The sequence below is a fragment of the Limosilactobacillus portuensis genome (assembly GCF_014838735.1).
GTDB lineage: Bacteria > Bacillota > Bacilli > Lactobacillales > Lactobacillaceae > Limosilactobacillus > Limosilactobacillus portuensis.
Window position 1 is genome coordinate 50475 of sequence record NZ_JABUXQ010000005.1, and the last position, 18902, is coordinate 69376.

Below are 18902 nucleotides of genomic sequence, written 5' to 3' on the forward strand. Positions count from 1 at the left end.
ATAATTTTCCAGCTCTTTTTTACTAGTCCCACTGATGTAGGTAACTTGATAACCGTTTAAGCCCTTCTTTTAAGGTATCTTCTGGAGCACAGTATCCTAAACGAACGTGCTTAGGTGTATCAAAGGCATCTCCCGGAACAAGTAAGACCCCTTCATCCTTTAGCAGGTTTTCGCAGAAGGTATGAATATCAATTGGAACATCTAACTTTGGGAATGAAGTTGAAACCGCTTGGGGCATTACTACTGAAGCGCGATCCTCATTTTCAATCCATTCTTGATAAATCTTCAAATTACCGAGAACCAGCTTTCGATTACGTGCCAACACCTGGTCACGGTGACGAAGAACGTAGGTGGCAAGCAAGTCATTAAAGACCCCGCCACAAATCATTGTATAGTCACGGAATTTCCGAAAGACATCCGCAAGTTCACTATTAGTTGCGGTCCAGCCAATCCGGATTCCTGGTACTGAATAGGTCTTCGAAAGCGAATTAGTCGCAATTCCTTTGTCATAAAGATCAATAATTGATGTAAACTTTGTTGGATCATCTAATGGCAAATAAACTTCATCTACCAAAACATACGCGCCAACCGACTTAGCAATTTCGGCAACCTGCTCTAAGAATTGCTTGTCTAAAATTGTCCCGGTTGGATTATTAGCATTGTTTAAGCAAATCATCTTCGTATCAGGACGAATCAACTTTTTCAGCTCATCAATATCAGGGTACCAGTTAGCTTCTTCATGAATATGCCAAAAGTCAACTTCTGCTCCAAGCGACTTAGGGATATCGTATAACTGCTGGTATGAAGGGTATTCTGCAATAACATGATCGCCGGGTTGAATCAGACTATATAGGGCTAAGATGTTGGCACCGGTTGCCCCATTAGTCTGTAGCACATTCTCCGGTTCCACATGTTGGTACAGCTTAGCAACTTCTTGCTTGAATTCAGGTGAACCCTCAATCCAGCCATAGTTCATCTTTTTCTGATCCAGCATCTCATAGAACTCTTGACCATTATTATCGTCAAGGTTTAGGACTTCATGCATTGTTAACGAAGCAATTGTACTCTGGGAAATATCATATTTAGCACTCTTTTCCCATTTATTCAACCATGCTTCAACACCAAATGGAGCGATTTCTACCATAAGTCACAGCAAAAAGAACGATTAAAACCATGACAACTTTTTCCTTTGTGGTAACAACGTGTTTAAACTCCTTACATGCCTGCAAGTAGAAAATAAAGCCAGGAATAAAGCCGACAGAAACTACCATCACTTGCTTCCAGCCAGACAAAATCATTGCCATTAATTCAAACAAAGTTGCGATTAACCCAATAATAAACTGACCCCATTCATTATTTTGACCGCTATATTCCATTTGGTAAACTCCCACTAAGAAATAACAAATCAGAATCGCAGCCGTACATAAAGTATATGCAAAATTATACGCATAATTAGTGAATAATAATGAGAACAGGAAAATTGATTGAAGCACCCCAGTGATGACTAATGCTCGAGTTGGGGCCTTCTTACTATTTAACTTTCCCCAAGCGGTTGGCAAAGTTTGGTCATCTGCCATTAACATTAATGATTCAGCTGGCAGCATCGTCCATGAAAGCCAGGAAACTAGCACTGAAATGATTAACCCAATACTAATCAATGCGGCACCCCAACTACCAACTAGGTGTTGTATAATTGCCCCAAGAGCCGGTTGACCACCAGCAGCTAACTGTGCCCGGGTCATTACCCCATAAGGCAAGATCGAAACGACAATGTAGATTGTTAGCAAACTAGCAAGACCGAGAATTGAAGCTCGTTCTGCATCGGTTCGTGTTCGTGCCCGACTTGAAAGCACTGACGCACCCTCAACACCAACGAACAGCCACATCATAACAATAATTGACGACCGAATTTGGGTAAATAGGGATGTTTGTTTTAGTCCGTGAACGTTTTGAGCAACATTACCCCAAAAGTCTGCCGTAAACATCTTTGCTTTGAACGCAATAATTACACAAATGACGAATACAACTAGCGGAATGATTTTGCATATTGTTCCAATTGAATTTATAAAAGCTGCCGATTCAATCCCCCGGTTAACTAAAAGTGTCAAAATCCAAGTTAAAATAATTGCTACAATAATGGATACTAGATTTTGACCATTTGCAAATACCTTAGGGAAGAATGTCCCGAACGCACTCATTGTAATCGTGGCAAATGCAATGTTACCAAGCCAAGCCGATAGCCAATACGCCCATCCAGAAATGAACTCACCAAGTGGTCCAAATGCAGCTCCTGCATAACTGAAGATTCCTGAATCCAGATCTGGTCGTTTTTGCGAAAGGTTATTTAGCGATAATACTAACGTTAAGACCCCAATCCCAACAATAATCCATGCTAGAATCGCCGGTCCAGGCGCGGCTGCTGTTGCTAAATCACTTGTTATTCCAAAAACTCCCGAACCAATTGTTGAACCGATAATCAACAACGTTAACTCGGTTGTATTAATTCCTTTTTTCTCGTCCATTAGCATTGACTCCAATCTCTATCCTCAAGCAATAGCCAATATCTTTTATTCAAAATAATGAATATTTATTAATTGACGGTAATTATAACAGGATTGGTGATTACTTTCAATTGGGTTTGATAAATTGGTCGAATTCGGATCTGGGATCAAATAAACTGAGAGATTAACAGGTCATTAGTCTCCCAGTATTTAATGATATTCGCGTTAATATTAGAGCTAGTGACCTCCTGCAGTAGAGGGTTTCAGCATCTAGTCGGGAGAAATCGCTACTTCTACTGCAACATAGACCAAACGTGTTCGCCGTGACCGCAACTTCCGCCTTAGGCAGCATTGTCAAAACGTGCTTCGCCCGAGTTTCCTAGAGCTAGCGACCTCCCTCCTAGGCGCAAGTCGCCTTCGTCAGGAGAAATCGCTAGCTTTCCGGAAACTCTTTGGGGCGAAGACACTCTCCTTATTTGTCATACTCCTCAATCTTGAAATCGTGGTCGGTGAGGGTGGCGGTGGTGAGGCTACCATTCTTTGGACGGACGGTGACATCATATTTACCGCCACCAAATTTTTCGACAAGGCTTAAGAGGGTATTCCCATGGCTCACCCACAGAACGTTGGCATCTTCAGGAAGGTCAGCATGCCGGATCAAGTCAAGTCCTTTATTCATTCGTTCCCAATATTCCTGATTATTTTCCGCATCGTGGAATGGATCGGCTTCCTTCAGCCAATCCTTCGCTTGACCGATGGAACTAGCAAGAACAATTTCCTTAAACGTATTGTAACCATGTGGAGCACCAGCGTTATACCAAGCTAAGTCCATATTCGTTCCCTCATAAGAACCATAAAACTCCTCACGGAAATATGGGGCAATGACCGGTGAATGCACGGAATCAGCTTGGTTCAAATCGAGAATCTCTTGAATAGTTTCCATTGCCCGTGTTGTGTCACTACAAAAAGCCGCGTCAAAGTGAATCTCTTTCAGCCGCTCACCTGCTTTCTTCGCGTCTTGCTTTCCCTTTTCAGTCAACGGTGAATTACTCCATCCCTGAAGCTTATTATAAATGTTGTAATATGTTTGACCATGTCGTACTAAGTAGATATTTAATTTTGTCATGACCCATCCTCCGTTCTTCTGTGATTTCCTTAATTATAGCGCTACCATTAGTGATTTAGAAGCGGAACCAATTCTTTGAAATTGCTTATTCTCGTTTTCACAGTTTCTTCATATTTTCCCATTATTCTTAAAACCAAGATGAAGGAAGGGATTATTAATGACATTAAAAGAAACTACTTCTCAACCTAACATTGTCGCGGCTAAAATCATTGCCATGAGTGCCAAAAAAGTTACCGTAGTGACGGAAGAAGGCCACTTATTGGTAATTCCATTGACCAAGGAATACCGGCAGGACAAAACGATGCTTGAATCCTTAAAAGACATTCTTCGTGCTGGAATTTGGATTCCTGTCAACAAGAAGTTACGCAAGTTATTCAGTCATGACTGGTTAGTAGAACCTGAACCGGCTCCGGTTAAGGTAAATAAATAATTAAATTTTGACAACAATCTTTCTTAGATAAATGTTTCTCGATTGATCTGTGATAGAATGGCTATTGATTTGCTAGTTTTGCTAGCACTAAATAACTATTAAATCTCGATTGCGAGGAACATTCCTAATGAAAAAACTAAGCAAATTCGTGGACACTAGGATCGGGTTCTTCACCCTTCTAGTAGTCCTTTTTTGGTTAAAGACATTATTTGCTTACTTTACTGACTTTAAATTAGGAGCAGAAGGCATTTTTCAATACCTGATTCTGCTGATTAATCCGTTACCAATTACCGCATTAATTTACAGTATTACCTTTTACTTTAAGCGATCCCGCTTCTTCTACCCAGTTCTAATGGGATTAGATATTGCTAACACGCTTTTACTGTACCTAAACGTCATCTATTATCGTGAATTTACTGACTTTATGACAATTGCAACCATGACTGGTTATTCAAAGGTTAATCAGGGATTAAGTGGCAGTTCACTAGCTCTCACCAACATTCACGATCTTTTTTATTGGCTTGATATTGTCGTTATTATCATTCTAATGCTATTGCACAAGATCCACTTTGATCCTCGTGCTATCAGCAGTAAATTAGCCTTTGCGTTTACTTCAATGGCATTAACTCTTTTTGGCATTAACCTTTCATTTGCCGAAATGAGCCGACCACAATTACTTACCCGGACATTCGACCGAACTTACATTGTTAAGTATCTTGGAATTGATGCGTTTACCGGGTATGATGTTTTGAAATCACAACATATTAACAAAATGCGGCAAAGTGCCACAAAATCAGAGTTGCTAAAAGTTAAAAAGTTTACTGATAAGCACTATGCATCCCCGAATCCCAAAATGTACGGGATCGCTAAGGGACGCAATGTTATTGTTATCCACCTTGAAAGTTTCCAACAATTCTTAATTGATAAAAAAGTTAACGGGCAAGAAGTTACCCCATTCCTAAACTCCTTATATCATGGCAATGATACTTATGCATTCGATAACTTCTTCCACCAAGTTGGTCAAGGAAAGACCAGTGATGCTGAAAATATGCTTGAAACCAGTACATTTGGGCTTCCTCAAGGGTCACTTTTTGCTACTCTTGGTAGTGATAATACTTTCCAGGGAGCGCCAGCAATTCTAAATCAACGAGCTGGCTATACTAGCGCAGTCTTTCACGGTAACGTTGCCAGTTTCTGGAACCGGAACAACGTATACAAAAACTTAGGATACCAATACTTCTTCGACGCAAGCTACTATGATACTTCTGGTGATAAGGCAACGGGATATGGTCTTAAGGATAAGCTGCTTTTTAAGAACTCCATTAACTACTTGCAAAACTTACAGCAGCCGTTCTATACCAAGTTCATCACTGTTACTAACCACTTCCCATACAGCTTGGACGATGAGGATAAGGATCCTAATTTTCAAACTACCAATACCGGCAACACTACTGTTGACAACTATTTCGTGACAGCCCATTATCTCGATCAATCACTTGCTGAATTCTTTGCTTACCTGCAAAAGACCGGGTTAGATAAAAACTCAGTGATCATGATTTATGGTGACCATTACGGAATTTCAAATTCTGAAAATAAGGCTTTAGCAACCGCCCTTGATCGTAATCCAGATGATTGGACTGACTTTGATAATACTCAACTTCAGCGAGTACCATTAATGTTTGTTATCCCTGGCTCTGGCGGTCACGGAGGAATTTATCACCAATATGGTGGTGAGGTTGATGTCTTACCGACCCTGCTTCACCTTCTTGGGATTAGTACCAAGCGGTATATCCAGTTTGGTACCGACCTCTTCTCTAGTCAGCACAGTCAGGTTGTTGCTTTCCGTAATCACGATTTCGTGACTCCACGTTTCTCCAGCATTAGCGGAACAATTTACGATAATAAGACTGGTAAAATTGCTGAATTAACTGCAAAACAAAAGAAGCAGCTAAAGAAGGATCGCAAACTTGTTAATACCGAATTGTCGCTTTCTGATTCCTTAAACGAAAAGAACCTTCTTCGTTTCTACCATCCAAAAGGCTTCAAGAAAGTTAACCCTGCGGACTACAATTATTCCAATGGTTTGAAGCGCGAGAAACGGATCGAAAAGAAATTAGGAGATAAGTCAACCAGTATCTTCTCGAAGAATGGCGATCATTCAACCGTTGATGATTACTCAACCGACGCACCTGAACAAAACCACTCTTCAACTGATTCTAACCGAATTAAAATTACTAACCCGGATGGGAATAACAAGTAGAGTGTGAGCCAGCAGAGCGTGAAGCCGTAAAGAGCTCCCGGATGATAACGATTTCTCTCGACGAGGGCGACTTGCGCCTAAGCGGTGAACCAGAAAACTTGTTTTCGTCTGTGAACCCTAGCAAGGATGACTAGAACTTTATGGATATAAAGTTCAGTCAGCTACTGCGGAGAGAGGTCGTTATCTTGAGGGAGCTTAGGCTGAACGCGTTTCGACTAAGTTACAGTAGGACACGTTAGCTCTAGCAAGTCCCTGGCAAACACGTTTTGACAATGTTGCCTAAGGCGGAAGTTGCGGTCACGACGAACGCATTTAATAGAGTGTGAGCCCGTTAAAACCTTCCGGTGGCTAACGATTTCTCCGCTGAACGGTGTCTTGTCGTCGGAGGCGGAGGTCGTTAGCTCGAGGAAGGTTAGGGCGAGCCGATCTCGACTATATTGCCTAGAACATTAGCTCTAGCAAGTCGAATACGTTTCTACTCTGCTACAAAATTCAAAAACCACCGAACTGCAATTTCAATTGTAGTCCGGTGGTTTTTGCTTTGTTATGTAGTTAAACTTTTACTGTATCATAGCCAAAAAGTGTTCAGCCTAAGCTCCCTCAAGATAACGACCGCCACCTCCGTCTAATTAGTCCAGTCTCGATTGTCTTCCAATCATCGACTGAACTTCCTAGTACTCGGTGGCTAATTCGTCGCGGCTTACACTCTAATTAATTCCAAATTCTCTGCCAAAGGTTTCCGCGGTTGATTGTTTCGGTACTCTGTAACGGAATAGCGAGAGGCTTATTATCAACGGTTCTGATGTCAGAGCCAGTAACTGCGATAGTTCCAAGTCGTTCACCCTTCTTAACTGGTGCCTTCAACCTTGCTTTATGGTTAGTTAAGTGCTTGTAATAACGAGGCTGAATAGTATACTGGGCAGTCTTTTGCATCTGCCATACCGTAAATGAATGTGGTCCAACGGTTAGCATCCGTTTAGTACCATTAGAAACCCGCTTTTGTGATTGCTTTTTATTCAGTGTTAGCACTTGTTGGTGAGCATTTTGAATAAAGTACTGATACAATTTCTGCGTTTGCGTAAATCGAGCATCCTTATCCTTACCGTTAGCATGAAGAACAACAGTAATTAGTCGATGTCCCTGGTAAATTCCTGTACTAGCAAAACAAGCTCCCGCAGCATCAGAAGTCCCGGTCTTTAGACCATCAATTTGCACACCCTCAACGGTATATTTACCACCAGGAAGCATCTTATTCAGGTTTTCAACTTCCTTTGTCTTCCCCTTGGCAATTGTAAACTGAGCTTTAGGTTGACTTGTAACTTTTAGAACACTTGGGTAGTGTTTAACCAAGTACTGCGACAGTAAAGCAACATCCCGTGCAGTCATCGAATTTTCAGCGTTATTACTGATTCCCGCTTGCTTTAATCCTTTCAGGTCACCATTCTTCAACCCAACTGGATTAACAATCGTGGCATCGGTAATTCCTATTTGCCGAGCCTTCTTCTGCATTTTTTCGTTAAACTGTTTAATGGTGCTTCCATCAGCGGTTGCTAATGCCAAGGCCGCCCCATCAGCAGATTTAATCAGAGTTGCATTAAAAAGCTCACGAACCGTGTATGATTGTCCAGCTTGCAACCCAATTGCAGAATAGTTTGAATCGTTAGAAACATCAGCGATCTTTTTACTAATCTTTACTTTGGTATTCCACGTAAGCTGGTGATAATTAATCTCATCTTCAATCACACTTACCGTTAATAGCTTACTAATTGAAGCAATCGGCAGCTTTTCCTCACTATTTTGTTGATAAATAATCTGCCCCGTATCAGCATCGATCATAATTGCGGATCGACTATCGATCACCTGAGCAGCAGATGCTGTTTGTGGTCTAGCAACCACACAACAAATCATCAGTAACAATGTCGAAAGAAAAGCAATAACCTTTTTCATTTTTATTCTCCAATCAGTTGCCTTTAACCAACTATTTCAACTTTTGTCCCCACTGGTAAATTCTCTTCCATCCATTTAGCGTCTGCCACTGACAACCGAATACAGCCATGTGAGCCTGTGGACTTTCCTAACTTAGCAGCTTCCTTTTTATTATATGACCCGTCTGCATTTGTTGGAACACTGTGGAATAAATATTCTCCATGGTTTAACCAGGAAGTATAGTAGTTAGCGCCTTCCTTTAATCGCGCGTTATAAAAACTATTTCCCCGTTCCTGTTGAACATAAAAAGTACCCGTTGGTGTCATACTTTTCATTTTACCTGTTTTAGGATCTTTTTTATAAATCCCACCAGTTGAATACATAGTGTAGATCACGTGATTACCATCATATAAATACGTGCGGTTAGTCCTTAAATTGACCTTAATCCACAAGTGCTTAACCTTGCTCAAATCAGGATATGCCTTTGTTTCAGAAGACTTTTGCCAATCAATTGGTGTCCGCATCTGACTGCTAGAATTAGAAGATGCTGCCGACTTTTGTGCAACTGTTTTTGTAACGGTAGTAGCTGCCGTACTCCCCTGATCATTTGCACTAGTTTTCAGGCTGGAATGAACACCAAAAATAGCAATAAGTAGGCAGAATAACGCATAAATAACGTATCTACTTTTTTTCATTGATTTTACCTTACCCCTTTTAATTCAACTACCAATAAAATCATTTCTATTATATTATAGACTATTAGATAATCAATCGTCTTTTTAATGAATAATACGAGGTAACAAAATGCGTCAAAATTTGAAAATTAGCTATCTTACCGCAATTTTCTTTTTTATCGTTGCAGTGATTTGTGCTAACTTAATTTAATTGGAGATCAGCCCTATGCAAAGTATTAATAGTCTTTTTAGCAATCTTTGGACATACATTGTCACCCACAAATGGTCAAAGGATATTCTGCGAGGAAACATCCTCTTTATTTCTCTCGTAATCATCTATGATCTGTGTCATTTTCAATTAGCGATTATCACATGGGGGATCTTCTTTAAATTTTGGATTATTCTCAACATCTGTTACCTTTTTAAATTATTTTTTGATCTATTTTAGCGACCCTAAAATTGAGGAAGCTGGGAACCAAGCTTCTTAAGAGTCCGTATGGCTAGTCGAGGTTCGATTAGAACCGTTCTCCGTTCGTAACTAGACACTAGGGCTCTGCTTAATTCCCGCAATTAGACTCTATAGGTTCGGAGAGCGCTAAATATGGATAGAGGATGAGAAAAAACTTGACGTTTTTTTCCATCCTCTTTGCTTTTTTCACTATCTTCTGCACTTATGCCTAATCGCTGGAATTAACCAATTTTCATTGATGAACTGTGCGTTGCCAGCCGCTTATTCGGGTAAAGTTTCTTAGCAAGGGCAGTAATTGCAGTCGGCGCTTCGCCAAAAGCAGTTGCAATAAGTGCAGTCTTTCCAGGATAGGTAATCCCATCCCCAATCGCATAAACATTTTCAATATTTGTTTGCATCGTTGAATCAACCTTAATCAAGTTTCGTTCTGCGGCTAAATCAAGCGACCATTGATCAAGTGCCGCATTATTGGACGTAAAACCATAGTTAACCACAAGCCGATCAACGTTCAAACTTGTTATTTCATCGCTCCGCATCTTCTTTAGTTTCAACGTAACGGATCGATCATCTTCCACTTGAAGTTCCTTTGGCAAAAATGGTGTAACCAGATCCACACTTGACTTCTTTAAGAGCGAAACAGAATGTTCCATCCCCCGAAACTGATCCCGACGGTGAACTAACGAAACCTGCTTAGCTACGGGTTCAAGCATTAAAGCAATGTCAATTGCTGAATTCCCGCCTCCTAGGACAGCTACTCGTTTATTAGCAAAGTCATCGCGGTGAGTAACAAAGTAGTGAAGCTGGTGTCCTTCAATTTCATCTGCTCCATCAAGAGCTAATTTTCGGGGCTTAAATGCACCGTTTCCTAATGCAATCACAATTGCCCGGGAATGCGAAATGCGATCAGCACTCTTAACTGTAAACGTTCCATCTGCTTCCTTTACAACGTCCTCAACAGTCTCACCTGTAAACTGGTCAACCGGAGCCACAGCAAGTTGCTTTTGAAGCTGACTTACTAGTTCATGTCCCGTAACTCCCGGAAGTCCCGCAACGTCCCAGATTTGTTTTTCCGGATAAAGAGCATTAACTTGACCGCCAAGTTGGGGCAAACTTTCAATCAATTGGGCGTTTAATTCATGGAGTCCACAATAAAAGGCCGCAAACATTCCTGCGGGACCGCCACCAATAATTGTAATGTCATACATCTTTGCCATTCGTAATGGCTCCTCTCTGTTCTTTTTTCTTATTGTAATTGATTTTTACTAAAATTAAAATTGCGGGGTCTTCATCATTTAGCTATTATTGAAATAAATAACTAGCTAAATGGAGGAAAATATCATGGCCACTAAAAAAATGATCTTGGACCTAGATACCGGGGTCGATGATGCGTTAGCTCTTGCGTATGCAATTGCTGACCCACAGATTGACTTAATTGGGGTTGTTGCTTCTTATGGTAATAACTTACTAGAACAAACCGCTAAAAATTCATTACAGCTTCTTGAATTGCTCGGCCAAGATGTTCCTGTTTTTAAGGGCCTTAGCCATTCAAGTACTACTGATCATTTCAATGTCATGCAAGTCAGCAAGGAGATCCACGGAAGCAATGGAATTGGTGATATTTCACTCTCCGAACCGCGCCATCAAGTTCAAGCAAAAGATGGTGTCGACTTTATCATTGAGGCGGCCCACCAGTACAGCAAAGATCTCATTATCGTTCCGACCGGCCCATTGACAAATCTTGCTGCTGCACTACATCGGGATCCACAGATTAGCCAATTAATCGGTAATGTTACTTTAATGGGTGGTGCGCTAACGGTCGAAGGAAACGTTAGCGATGTTGCCGAGGCGAATATCAATCAAGACGCCGAAGCAGCTAACGAGGTTTTTACCAGTCCATTACCAATTACAATGGTCGGCCTTGACGTTACTTTACGGACCCTCCTCACTAAAAAAGAAACTCAGCAGTGGCACAATTTGGGAACACGGGCTGGAATTGCTTATGCTGATCTTACCGACTTCTACATTGATGCCTATTACCGGTTAGGAATTGATAAGCGTGGCTGTGCAATTCATGATCCATTGGCAGTTGGCGTGGCAATTGACCCATCATTTGTAACCACCCTTGCCCTGCCAATGAAGGTTATTACCAATAAGCATAACTATGCCCGAACAATCGGGGATAAAACACGGCTGAATGAACCCCACCCAAATGTTAAGGTGGCAATTAACGTTAACCAAGAACGATTTGTTCCCGTCTTTATGAACCACCTGACTAATCTTTTTGCTAATCACTAAATTAACTGTCGAAGAACCCATTTTTGTTGTATAATGGTAATAATAAAAGAAAATTATATGTCTGGGGTGCCACTTGGCTGAGATTAGACCCATTGAACCTGTCTAGATAATGCTAGCGAGGGAAGCGCGTTTTTAATCGACCATTTAAGGAACCATGGCATTTTTTGTCACGGTTCTTTTTCTTTCCCCAAGAAAGGAATTATTATGTTTCATCAATTTCACTTAAAGGACATTATTCTCTTAGCAATCATCGGGATCGTTTTTGGAGTAATCTACTTAGCAACTGGTCTGCTCTACAACGGCTTAACAATTGCCCTGACTCCCTTTGGCTATGGACCAATGGCTAACGATATTACATTAGGTATTTGGTGTATGGCTGGTCCGTTAGCTGGTTTTATGCTCCGTCTTCCTGGTGCCTCATTTCTCGGTGAATTTCTTAGTGCCGTTGTGGAGATGCTCCTCGGTGATCAATGGGGTGTGACCACTCTGCTCTCAGGGCTGGTTCAAGGGATCGGGACTGAACTCGGTTTTACCTTAACGCTTTATAAAATATACAATTGGGTGACCTTACTCCTCTCCGCAACCACTACCACGATTCTGACATTTGCCTGGGACTGGTTCCGCAATGGTTACAGCCATTTTCCATTTTCAATGTTAATCGTGATGTTAATTGTTCGCTGGTTATCAATGTTTTTCTTCACCGGCGTCCTTGTTAAGCTCATCGTTAACCTGTTAAACAGAAGTCACGTTCTTCCGAGGTAAAATAAATGGAATCAATCGCTATTCAACACCTGACATTTTCATATGAGGACGGCCAGCCGATCCTTAATGACGTCTCCCTTGAATTGCCACTTCATACTTCAATCATCTTTAGCGGGTCCGTTGGCAGTGGAAAAACAACCCTGCTGAAGTTGATCGCTGGCTTGCTTCCAAAATATGGTGGCAGCTGTTCAGGAAAAGTTGCCATTCCTAGCGGGCAGCGAGTTGGCATGCTCTTTCAAGATCCAGCGATGCAGTTCACGATGGATACCCCGCAACATGAATTAGAGTTTACCCTAGAGAATCTTCAAGTTCCCCACGAAGAAATCAATAAGCAGGTAAAGAGTGCCCTAACCTTTGTCGGCTTAGAAAAACTTGCCCAGCAAAAACTAACTACCCTTTCTGGCGGTCAATTACAGCGAGTTGCGTTGGCAATTACAATTGCTATGAAGGCGGAGATCATTCTACTAGACGAACCTTTTTCAAGTATTGATGAAGCTAACCGACAGTTTCTCCTTCAAAAGTTAACCCAACTACAAAATGAAAATGGCACAACGATCATTATCAGCGATCACGATCTCCATAATTACCAAAAGTTTAGTCAGCTTGTTGTTCAGTTTCACAATTCTAAAGTCACCCTACTGTCACACCATGATAGTTTGATGCTTTTAGAAAATGCTAATCACCAACATAGGAACAGGCTCACCACTAAGGTTCCGCCGCTAACTGCTAATATCGTTATGGAATTAAAAGATTATGCTGTAAGCCGTAATCAAACTTCCCTTATTAGGCCCACCAGTTTAAATATCATTCAGAACAAAATCACCTTATTAACTGGTCCTAGTGGTGCGGGAAAATCAACTCTCCTCAAATCAATCGCTAAGCTAACTTCTTACCAGGGAAAAATAACATATAAGAAGCGAAATATTCAAAAAATATTCCCCGGGAAATATTATTCCAAAGTCGGTCTAATCTTCCAAGAAACTAATCAGCAATTCTTAAACGTTACTGTCGGTGAAGAATTAATGTTAAGCCTCAAGAATGGTCATAATCCGTTTCTAACTCAAAAGACGGTAAAAGAACTTTTAGCAATGGTCGGTTTACCCGACATTAGTCAAAGAGTTATTTATTCCCTGAGTGGCGGTCAACGAAAACTCATTCAAAACCTTGTCATGTTGATAATGGGACAGGAAGTTCTGCTAATGGATGAGCCCTTTACTGGTCTCGATCATCAATCATTACAAAAATTACTGGCACTTATTGAACAAAGTAAGCAATCCTTTCCACAAACGTTGCTAATTGTGAGTCACCAATTGGATTACTTAGCTGGCGTAGTTGATTATCACCTTAACCTTACTAATCAGCAGCTTTCATACCAAGGAGGATCACAAAATGAATCCCAGTATTAAACTTCTCCTCCTTCTCCTCATTTCACTTGAGATTAGCTTTACAAATCAGCTTTATGTAAACCTAATTTTGATCGTCTGTCTTTTGCTCGTTCTTCTTTTTCACCACCTAACATGGCGTCGCTTTATGTGGCTAATGCTAATTCCTTTAATTCCTGGAATTGCAGTTCTGATCACTATTGGTGGATATGGTCCAGGGCATAGTTGGCTTACTGGATGGAGTATGGTAAGCCGTTTTTACGTTTATGTTTTTGCTGGTGGGGTAATGACTTTTACAACCTCAACTCTTGCCCTAGCGCGATCATTAGAACAGAACTGTCATCTCCCCAGTAAGTTTGCCTATGGTACTTTAGCAGCATTAAATATTTTGCCGCGGATTAAGCAAACCGTCATTTCAATTAGGGTTGCTGGAAGAATGCGCGGGATAAACCTTCACTGGTGGTCACCAACCCTTTATTTCAAAGCAATTCTTTCAGCTATTAGGTGGTCGGACCAACTGGCTCAGGCAATGGAGACTCACGGTTTCCGTGAAGGACAGCCACGGACTCACACTGTCCAAATCCCTATTTTTTGGTCTGATTGGGTGATTTTCATCGTTAGTATCACTATTCTTCAAGTTCTGCTAATTGCACTCCCGCAATAGATCAGGCATAATGAAGAAAAATGATTGGAGATTTTTTCATTATGAATAACGATATTAGTTTATCAAAACGAATCATTGGGGCTCTTTCGTACCTCAGTATTCTTTTTCTTCCGGTAATTTTTCCGCTAATTGTCTGGATTGTTGCTGGAAGCGATAATCCCTGGGTTAAACACCAGGCTAAGTTAGCGTTTTGGACGCAGATTTTCCCATTACTGTACATTATCTTCTGCTTCCTCTTCATTAGCGTAGCAGCTTGGCATTCAATAATTACCAACCTAGGTGCATTCAGTGGGATCCTCTTAACCTTTGCACTGTTAATTGCGTTAATCCTCTATATTTACAATATTGCAATGGCAGTGAAAGTTCTTCTTGGTCGTGAATAGTTTAGCAGTCTTTTAGAAGGAGCTGAGTAAGTAAATGAACACGATTTTTACAATCTTTCTATTACTGACTGCCGTTGTCATCGCTAATATCATTCACCTAATTTATCCGAAAATCCCACTATCAATTTATCAGATCGTAGCCGGGATTTTAATGGCATCCCTGCCAACCACCGCCACTGACTTTACAATGCATCCAGAGTTATTCATGATGGCGGTTATTGCTCCATTAATGTTTAATGACGGTCAAAATCAGTCTTTCAGAGTTTTATCAAAAAACGTTAGAAATATCCTGTCGCTAAGTGTCGGCTTTGCGCTTGTTGCTGTAATTATTATCGGGGCAACTCTTCACTTAGCTTTCCCCAAGCTGTTTACTCTGCCGCTTGCCTTTATGCTAGCGGCAATTATTACGCCAACCGATGCTGTTGCTGTCAAGTCGTTAACCACTAACGTAATGATGCCTGAAAATGTTAATACGACTTTGGAGGTTGAGTCTCTCTTTAACGATGCTTCAGGAATCGTTCTGTTGGATCTCGCGCTTGCTGCTTTTACCTCTGGGACTTTTTCACTTGCTCACGGGATCTGGTACTTCTCTTACATTTTCTTCGGTGGAATCATCTTCGGGGCAATCTTGGGTAACCTTTTGATTACTCTGCGGATGAAATTAATGAGTCGGCACGTTGATATCGGTTCAATTGTGATCCCGATTAACGTTATGACGCCAGTTGTTATCTACTGGTTAGCTGAAGAATGTCACTTTTCCGGGATTTTAGCGGTTGTCTCCGCAGGGGTTGTTCATAGTATTCTCTATGACCGATTACGTTTAACTTCCGCTAAGGTCCAAATGGCAACAAAAACAATCTGGTCAATTATTAGTGATGCATTAAACGGAATTGTCTTTGTCCTCTTGGGATTATTAATTCCTCAAGTAATTGGTCGAACAACACCCGCTAACCTCTTAAAACTAATTAGTCTCTCTGTAGTGCTCTTCCTAATAATGTTAATTCTTCGGTATGCTTGGGCTCGCTGGCGGTTAGTTAACCTCCATTCACCAAAGGAAGAGCTTAACCGTGATAGTTGGTTGCTTGCTCTAGGGGGCGTTCACGGTACCATTACACTTTCTTTAGCGTTCTCCCTACCGATTATTGTTAGCGGTCATCAATTTGCTTTCCGGAACTCAATTATCCTCATCTCGGCATTAGTAATTCTAACCAGTATCATTGTTGGTGCGATTGCCTTTCCAATAATTCTTCCACGAAAAGCCAATGATTACAGTGCAGCAGAATTTCATAGTGCCCTAGTAAAAACAGTTCAATATGCAATTAATGAACTAAAATCAAATACTGAAGATCGAGCTGAAAAAGCGATCATTATGGATCAGTTAAGTAGCCAAATGACCCAGTATCATCATATCAATACAGATGTTTTCGAGAAAATTGCTCGTAAATCTCACCAATTAGAACTAGAAGTCATCGAACAACTTGCTGAAGAGGAAAAAATCTCTGAACGCCAAGCAGAATGGTATTCCCGAATTGTCGCTCGTTCAATTTATAACACTGGAAATCATACTTTCATGTCCTTTATTTCCACTGTTATTCACCGAATTAAGTGGCGAATTATCCGGCACCGTAACGGTAAAGTCCAAGCGCAACATCGTCGTCAGCTTGAACAGCACCAACTTCATCCTGACCAGTTTTTATCATTTAAAGAAGTTTTCAACCTTCTTAACCAACGTGTTAATAAATACCTTGATACAATTCAAACCCCTAAAAACGTCAATGAAATTACAATGATTCGTCGAGCTTACCTTCAACGATCGCACTTCTTCAACCGTGATTCACGAGTTGATGCCGATAGAATAAACGCTCTCTTTGTCGAAGCGTTTCAGTTAGAGCACTCGTATGTTCAACAATGTCTCGTTGACGGTAAATTCTCCCAATCACTTGCGAACGCGCTTAATGAACAAATTTCAACTGATGAACTTGTAATGGTCCAATCAATGGAATAAAAATGAAGCTGGAAATCAAGCTTTTTAAGAGTCCGTATGGCTAGTCGAGAACGGAGGTTGGTTCGATTAGAACCGTTCTCCGTTCGTAACTAGACACTAGGGCTCTGCTTGATTTCCGCGATTAAATTTATTGGAAATTATCGGTAATAGCGAGAGGCTGAGAAAAAACGTTTTGTTTTTTCTCAGCCTCTCAGTTATTTAAAGTGATAAAATCAATCCAATTATCGCTGGAATAAATTGGAATAACCAAATTTTCTTTGTAGCGGTTAAGGCACCGTATAACCCAACGACTGCAACGAAAATAAGTAATAAGCGTCCTACCATGATCGCCGTTATCCCCGGGAAGATAAACTGACTAATAATTAATAACGCTCCAAGCATCCCGTTGTAGATTCCCTGATTAGCCATTGAAATTCTCGCAGCCTTTTGCCGGAGAAAAGATTCTTCCATGTCAAACGCTTTAGCCTGTTTGGCAGGACTGGCAAACATTTCCAGTACCATAATTCCCAGATGTTCAATTCCAATTAAGATTGTAACGATTTCAAATGCAATTCCCAATTTTTGATTCTCCTATCCGTTTTTGCTTTAACGGTTAATTATAACATTGTTGAAATGAGCTTCCACCTAGATGAAGTTCTACTGTCACAGAGTCAAAACGTGTTCGCCGTGACCGCAACTTCTGGCTAGGTAGCTCCTACTGCAACATAGACCAAACGTGCTCAGCCTAAACTTCCTCGAGCTAACGACCTCCACCTCCGACGGCTTACCGCCGTTCGGTGGAGAAATCGTTAGCCACCGGAAGTTTTTAACGGCTTCACACTCTACTTTAAACGTGCTTCGCCCGAGTTTCCTAGAGCTAGCGACCTCCTTCCTAGACGCAAGTCGCCTTCGTCAGGAGAAATCGCTAGCTTTCCGGAAACTCTTTGGAGCGAAGGCACTCTATCTTACATACCTTCCCAAAAATTTCTCAAGATGGTGGCGGTAGGATTGGGGAGCGTGGGCGAAGGAAGAAGCGTGGGAGGCACCGTTAACAATCCATAATTGCTTAGGTCCTTGAGTAGCCCGATAGTTGGCATACACCATGTCGGTTGGGACAAAATGATCGTTACTCCCATGGATGAAGAGCATTGGCAAATGATTATGGTGCAGACTATTAACGGAACTGGCCTCACCTGTAAAGAAGCCGTTACGAACTCGATTAATTAAGCTAAGAGTTTTAATTAATGGCCAACGAATTGGTGTTGGAATGTTATATAAGTTGCCAGCTTCATAGTTAAGCTCATCATTAAGGCTACTGTATCCACAATCTTCAACATAGGCCTTCACCTGTTTCGGCATGTGAATCCCACTTGTCATCATCGTCGTGGCTCCACCCATGCTAACCCCATAAATTACAACTTGGCTATTTTGACCATTATGGGTAATCAGTTTTTGCGTCCACTTACGGACATCATAACGTTCCGGCCAGCCATAGCCAATATATTTCCCCTGACTTTGACCATGTGCACGAGCATCCGGCATCAAAACGTTGTACCCCATCCGGTGAAACAGCGCCGCATACTCGCCCATTTTTTCTTTATTTCCCATAAAGCCATGAAGAATTACCACGTTCTTAGTTGTGTGATGACTCGCAGGAATATAATCAGCAACCAACCGGTAATCCTTAGTGGCAGATTTCATTGTCCATTGCTGTTTTTTAGCATGTTTAAACCACATCTTCTGGTCATATAGCGGATCACTTTTTTCGATTCGCTGGTTATTATTAACGAATGACTTATGCCCCGGAACCATTCCAACGTGGAAAAAATAAGATCCTGCACCGAAAAGCGTAATTCCAAGTACTACTAATACCGTGACTATCCCGCGACGTACCCAATGCTTTTGTTTCTTTTTTTGTGAACTCAAAATAATTAACCCCATGTTGCATTTTTATTAACGTTCATGATTTTATCACAGAATATTTTTAATTGCACATTTTTCCACGAAACGTGGCTTCCAATGTTAAAATAAAGGTTAGTATTAAAG

Annotated in this window: 16 protein-coding genes and 1 riboswitch; of the genes, 8 read left to right on the forward strand and 8 right to left on the reverse strand. The window is 41.1% G+C overall.

What is annotated here, in order from left to right:
• Positions 1 to 22: 22 nt before the first annotated feature.
• From HUK49_RS02525 to HUK49_RS02535, 3 genes are all read right to left on the reverse strand, one after another.
• Positions 23 to 1144 (reverse strand): aminotransferase, encoded by a 1122-nt coding sequence (locus HUK49_RS02525; protein ID WP_191912533.1) that lies wholly within the window; start codon positions 1142 to 1144, stop codon positions 23 to 25.
• Positions 1116 to 2522 (reverse strand): basic amino acid/polyamine antiporter, encoded by a 1407-nt coding sequence (locus HUK49_RS02530; RefSeq protein ID WP_191912534.1) that lies wholly within the window; start codon positions 2520 to 2522, stop codon positions 1116 to 1118. Before HUK49_RS02530 ends, HUK49_RS02525 begins: the two co-directional genes overlap by 29 nt.
• Before the next feature lie 451 nt (positions 2523 to 2973).
• Positions 2974 to 3627 (reverse strand): histidine phosphatase family protein, encoded by a 654-nt coding sequence (locus HUK49_RS02535; protein WP_102168380.1) that lies wholly within the window; start codon positions 3625 to 3627, stop codon positions 2974 to 2976.
• A gap of 157 nt (positions 3628 to 3784) precedes the next feature.
• On the opposite strand from HUK49_RS02535, the gene HUK49_RS02540 reads away from it, so the two are divergent.
• A complete protein-coding gene (locus HUK49_RS02540) occupies positions 3785 to 4057 on the forward strand; it encodes a hypothetical protein (protein ID WP_191912535.1) in 273 nt (90 codons plus the stop codon).
• Between the two features lie 127 nt (positions 4058 to 4184).
• Entirely contained in the window at positions 4185 to 6317 is a 2133-nt protein-coding gene (locus tag HUK49_RS02545) for an LTA synthase family protein (protein WP_191912536.1), read from the forward strand.
• Positions 6318 to 7028: 711 nt separating this feature from the next.
• Here the strand turns inward: HUK49_RS02545 and HUK49_RS02550 are convergent.
• The 3 genes from HUK49_RS02550 to HUK49_RS02560 form a co-directional block, all read right to left on the reverse strand.
• Positions 7029 to 8264 carry a D-alanyl-D-alanine carboxypeptidase family protein gene (locus tag HUK49_RS02550; RefSeq protein WP_191912537.1) on the reverse strand — a complete coding sequence of 412 codons (1236 nt, stop codon included), beginning with the start codon at positions 8262 to 8264 and terminating at the stop codon, positions 7029 to 7031.
• A 23-nt stretch (positions 8265 to 8287) separates the two neighbouring features.
• Positions 8288 to 8938 (reverse strand): L,D-transpeptidase, encoded by a 651-nt coding sequence (locus HUK49_RS02555; RefSeq protein WP_191912538.1) that lies wholly within the window; start codon positions 8936 to 8938, stop codon positions 8288 to 8290.
• Positions 8939 to 9607: 669 nt separating this feature from the next.
• Positions 9608 to 10600, reverse strand: a complete 993-nt coding sequence (locus HUK49_RS02560; protein ID WP_191912539.1) for an NAD(P)/FAD-dependent oxidoreductase — start codon at positions 10598 to 10600, stop codon at positions 9608 to 9610.
• Positions 10601 to 10724: 124 nt separating this feature from the next.
• Here HUK49_RS02560 and HUK49_RS02565 point away from each other — a divergent pair, with 124 nt between their 5' ends.
• From HUK49_RS02565 to HUK49_RS02590, 6 genes are all read left to right on the forward strand, one after another.
• Positions 10725 to 11681, forward strand: coding sequence for a nucleoside hydrolase (locus tag HUK49_RS02565; RefSeq protein WP_191912540.1), 957 nt, complete (start codon positions 10725 to 10727; stop codon positions 11679 to 11681).
• A 52-nt stretch (positions 11682 to 11733) separates the two neighbouring features.
• Positions 11734 to 11821: riboswitch (TPP riboswitch) on the forward strand.
• A gap of 64 nt (positions 11822 to 11885) precedes the next feature.
• Positions 11886 to 12443, forward strand: coding sequence for an ECF transporter S component (locus tag HUK49_RS02570; protein ID WP_191912541.1), 558 nt, complete (start codon positions 11886 to 11888; stop codon positions 12441 to 12443).
• Between the two features lie 5 nt (positions 12444 to 12448).
• Positions 12449 to 13849 (forward strand): ABC transporter ATP-binding protein, encoded by a 1401-nt coding sequence (locus HUK49_RS02575; protein ID WP_191912542.1) that lies wholly within the window; start codon positions 12449 to 12451, stop codon positions 13847 to 13849.
• Complete coding sequence (locus HUK49_RS02580; RefSeq protein ID WP_191912543.1) at positions 13833 to 14489, forward strand: energy-coupling factor transporter transmembrane component T; 657 nt, start codon at positions 13833 to 13835, stop codon at positions 14487 to 14489. The genes HUK49_RS02575 and HUK49_RS02580 overlap by 17 nt, the downstream gene beginning before the upstream one ends.
• A 41-nt stretch (positions 14490 to 14530) precedes the next feature.
• Positions 14531 to 14872 carry a DUF4870 domain-containing protein gene (locus HUK49_RS02585; protein ID WP_148444510.1) on the forward strand — a complete coding sequence of 114 codons (342 nt, stop codon included), beginning with the start codon at positions 14531 to 14533 and terminating at the stop codon, positions 14870 to 14872.
• Between the two features lie 34 nt (positions 14873 to 14906).
• Positions 14907 to 16877 carry a cation:proton antiporter gene (locus HUK49_RS02590; protein ID WP_191912544.1) on the forward strand — a complete coding sequence of 657 codons (1971 nt, stop codon included), beginning with the start codon at positions 14907 to 14909 and terminating at the stop codon, positions 16875 to 16877.
• A gap of 198 nt (positions 16878 to 17075) precedes the next feature.
• On the opposite strand, the gene HUK49_RS02595 is transcribed toward HUK49_RS02590, so the two are convergent.
• Both HUK49_RS02595 and HUK49_RS02600 read right to left on the reverse strand, forming a co-directional pair.
• The gene (locus HUK49_RS02595; protein ID WP_206705593.1) at positions 17076 to 17435 is read right to left on the reverse strand and encodes a DUF1304 domain-containing protein; all 360 of its coding nucleotides are present in this window, start codon (positions 17433 to 17435) and stop codon (positions 17076 to 17078) included.
• 381 nt (positions 17436 to 17816) lie between these two features.
• Positions 17817 to 18797, reverse strand: a complete 981-nt coding sequence (locus tag HUK49_RS02600; protein WP_191912545.1) for an alpha/beta hydrolase — start codon at positions 18795 to 18797, stop codon at positions 17817 to 17819.
• Positions 18798 to 18902: the final 105 nt, after the last annotated feature.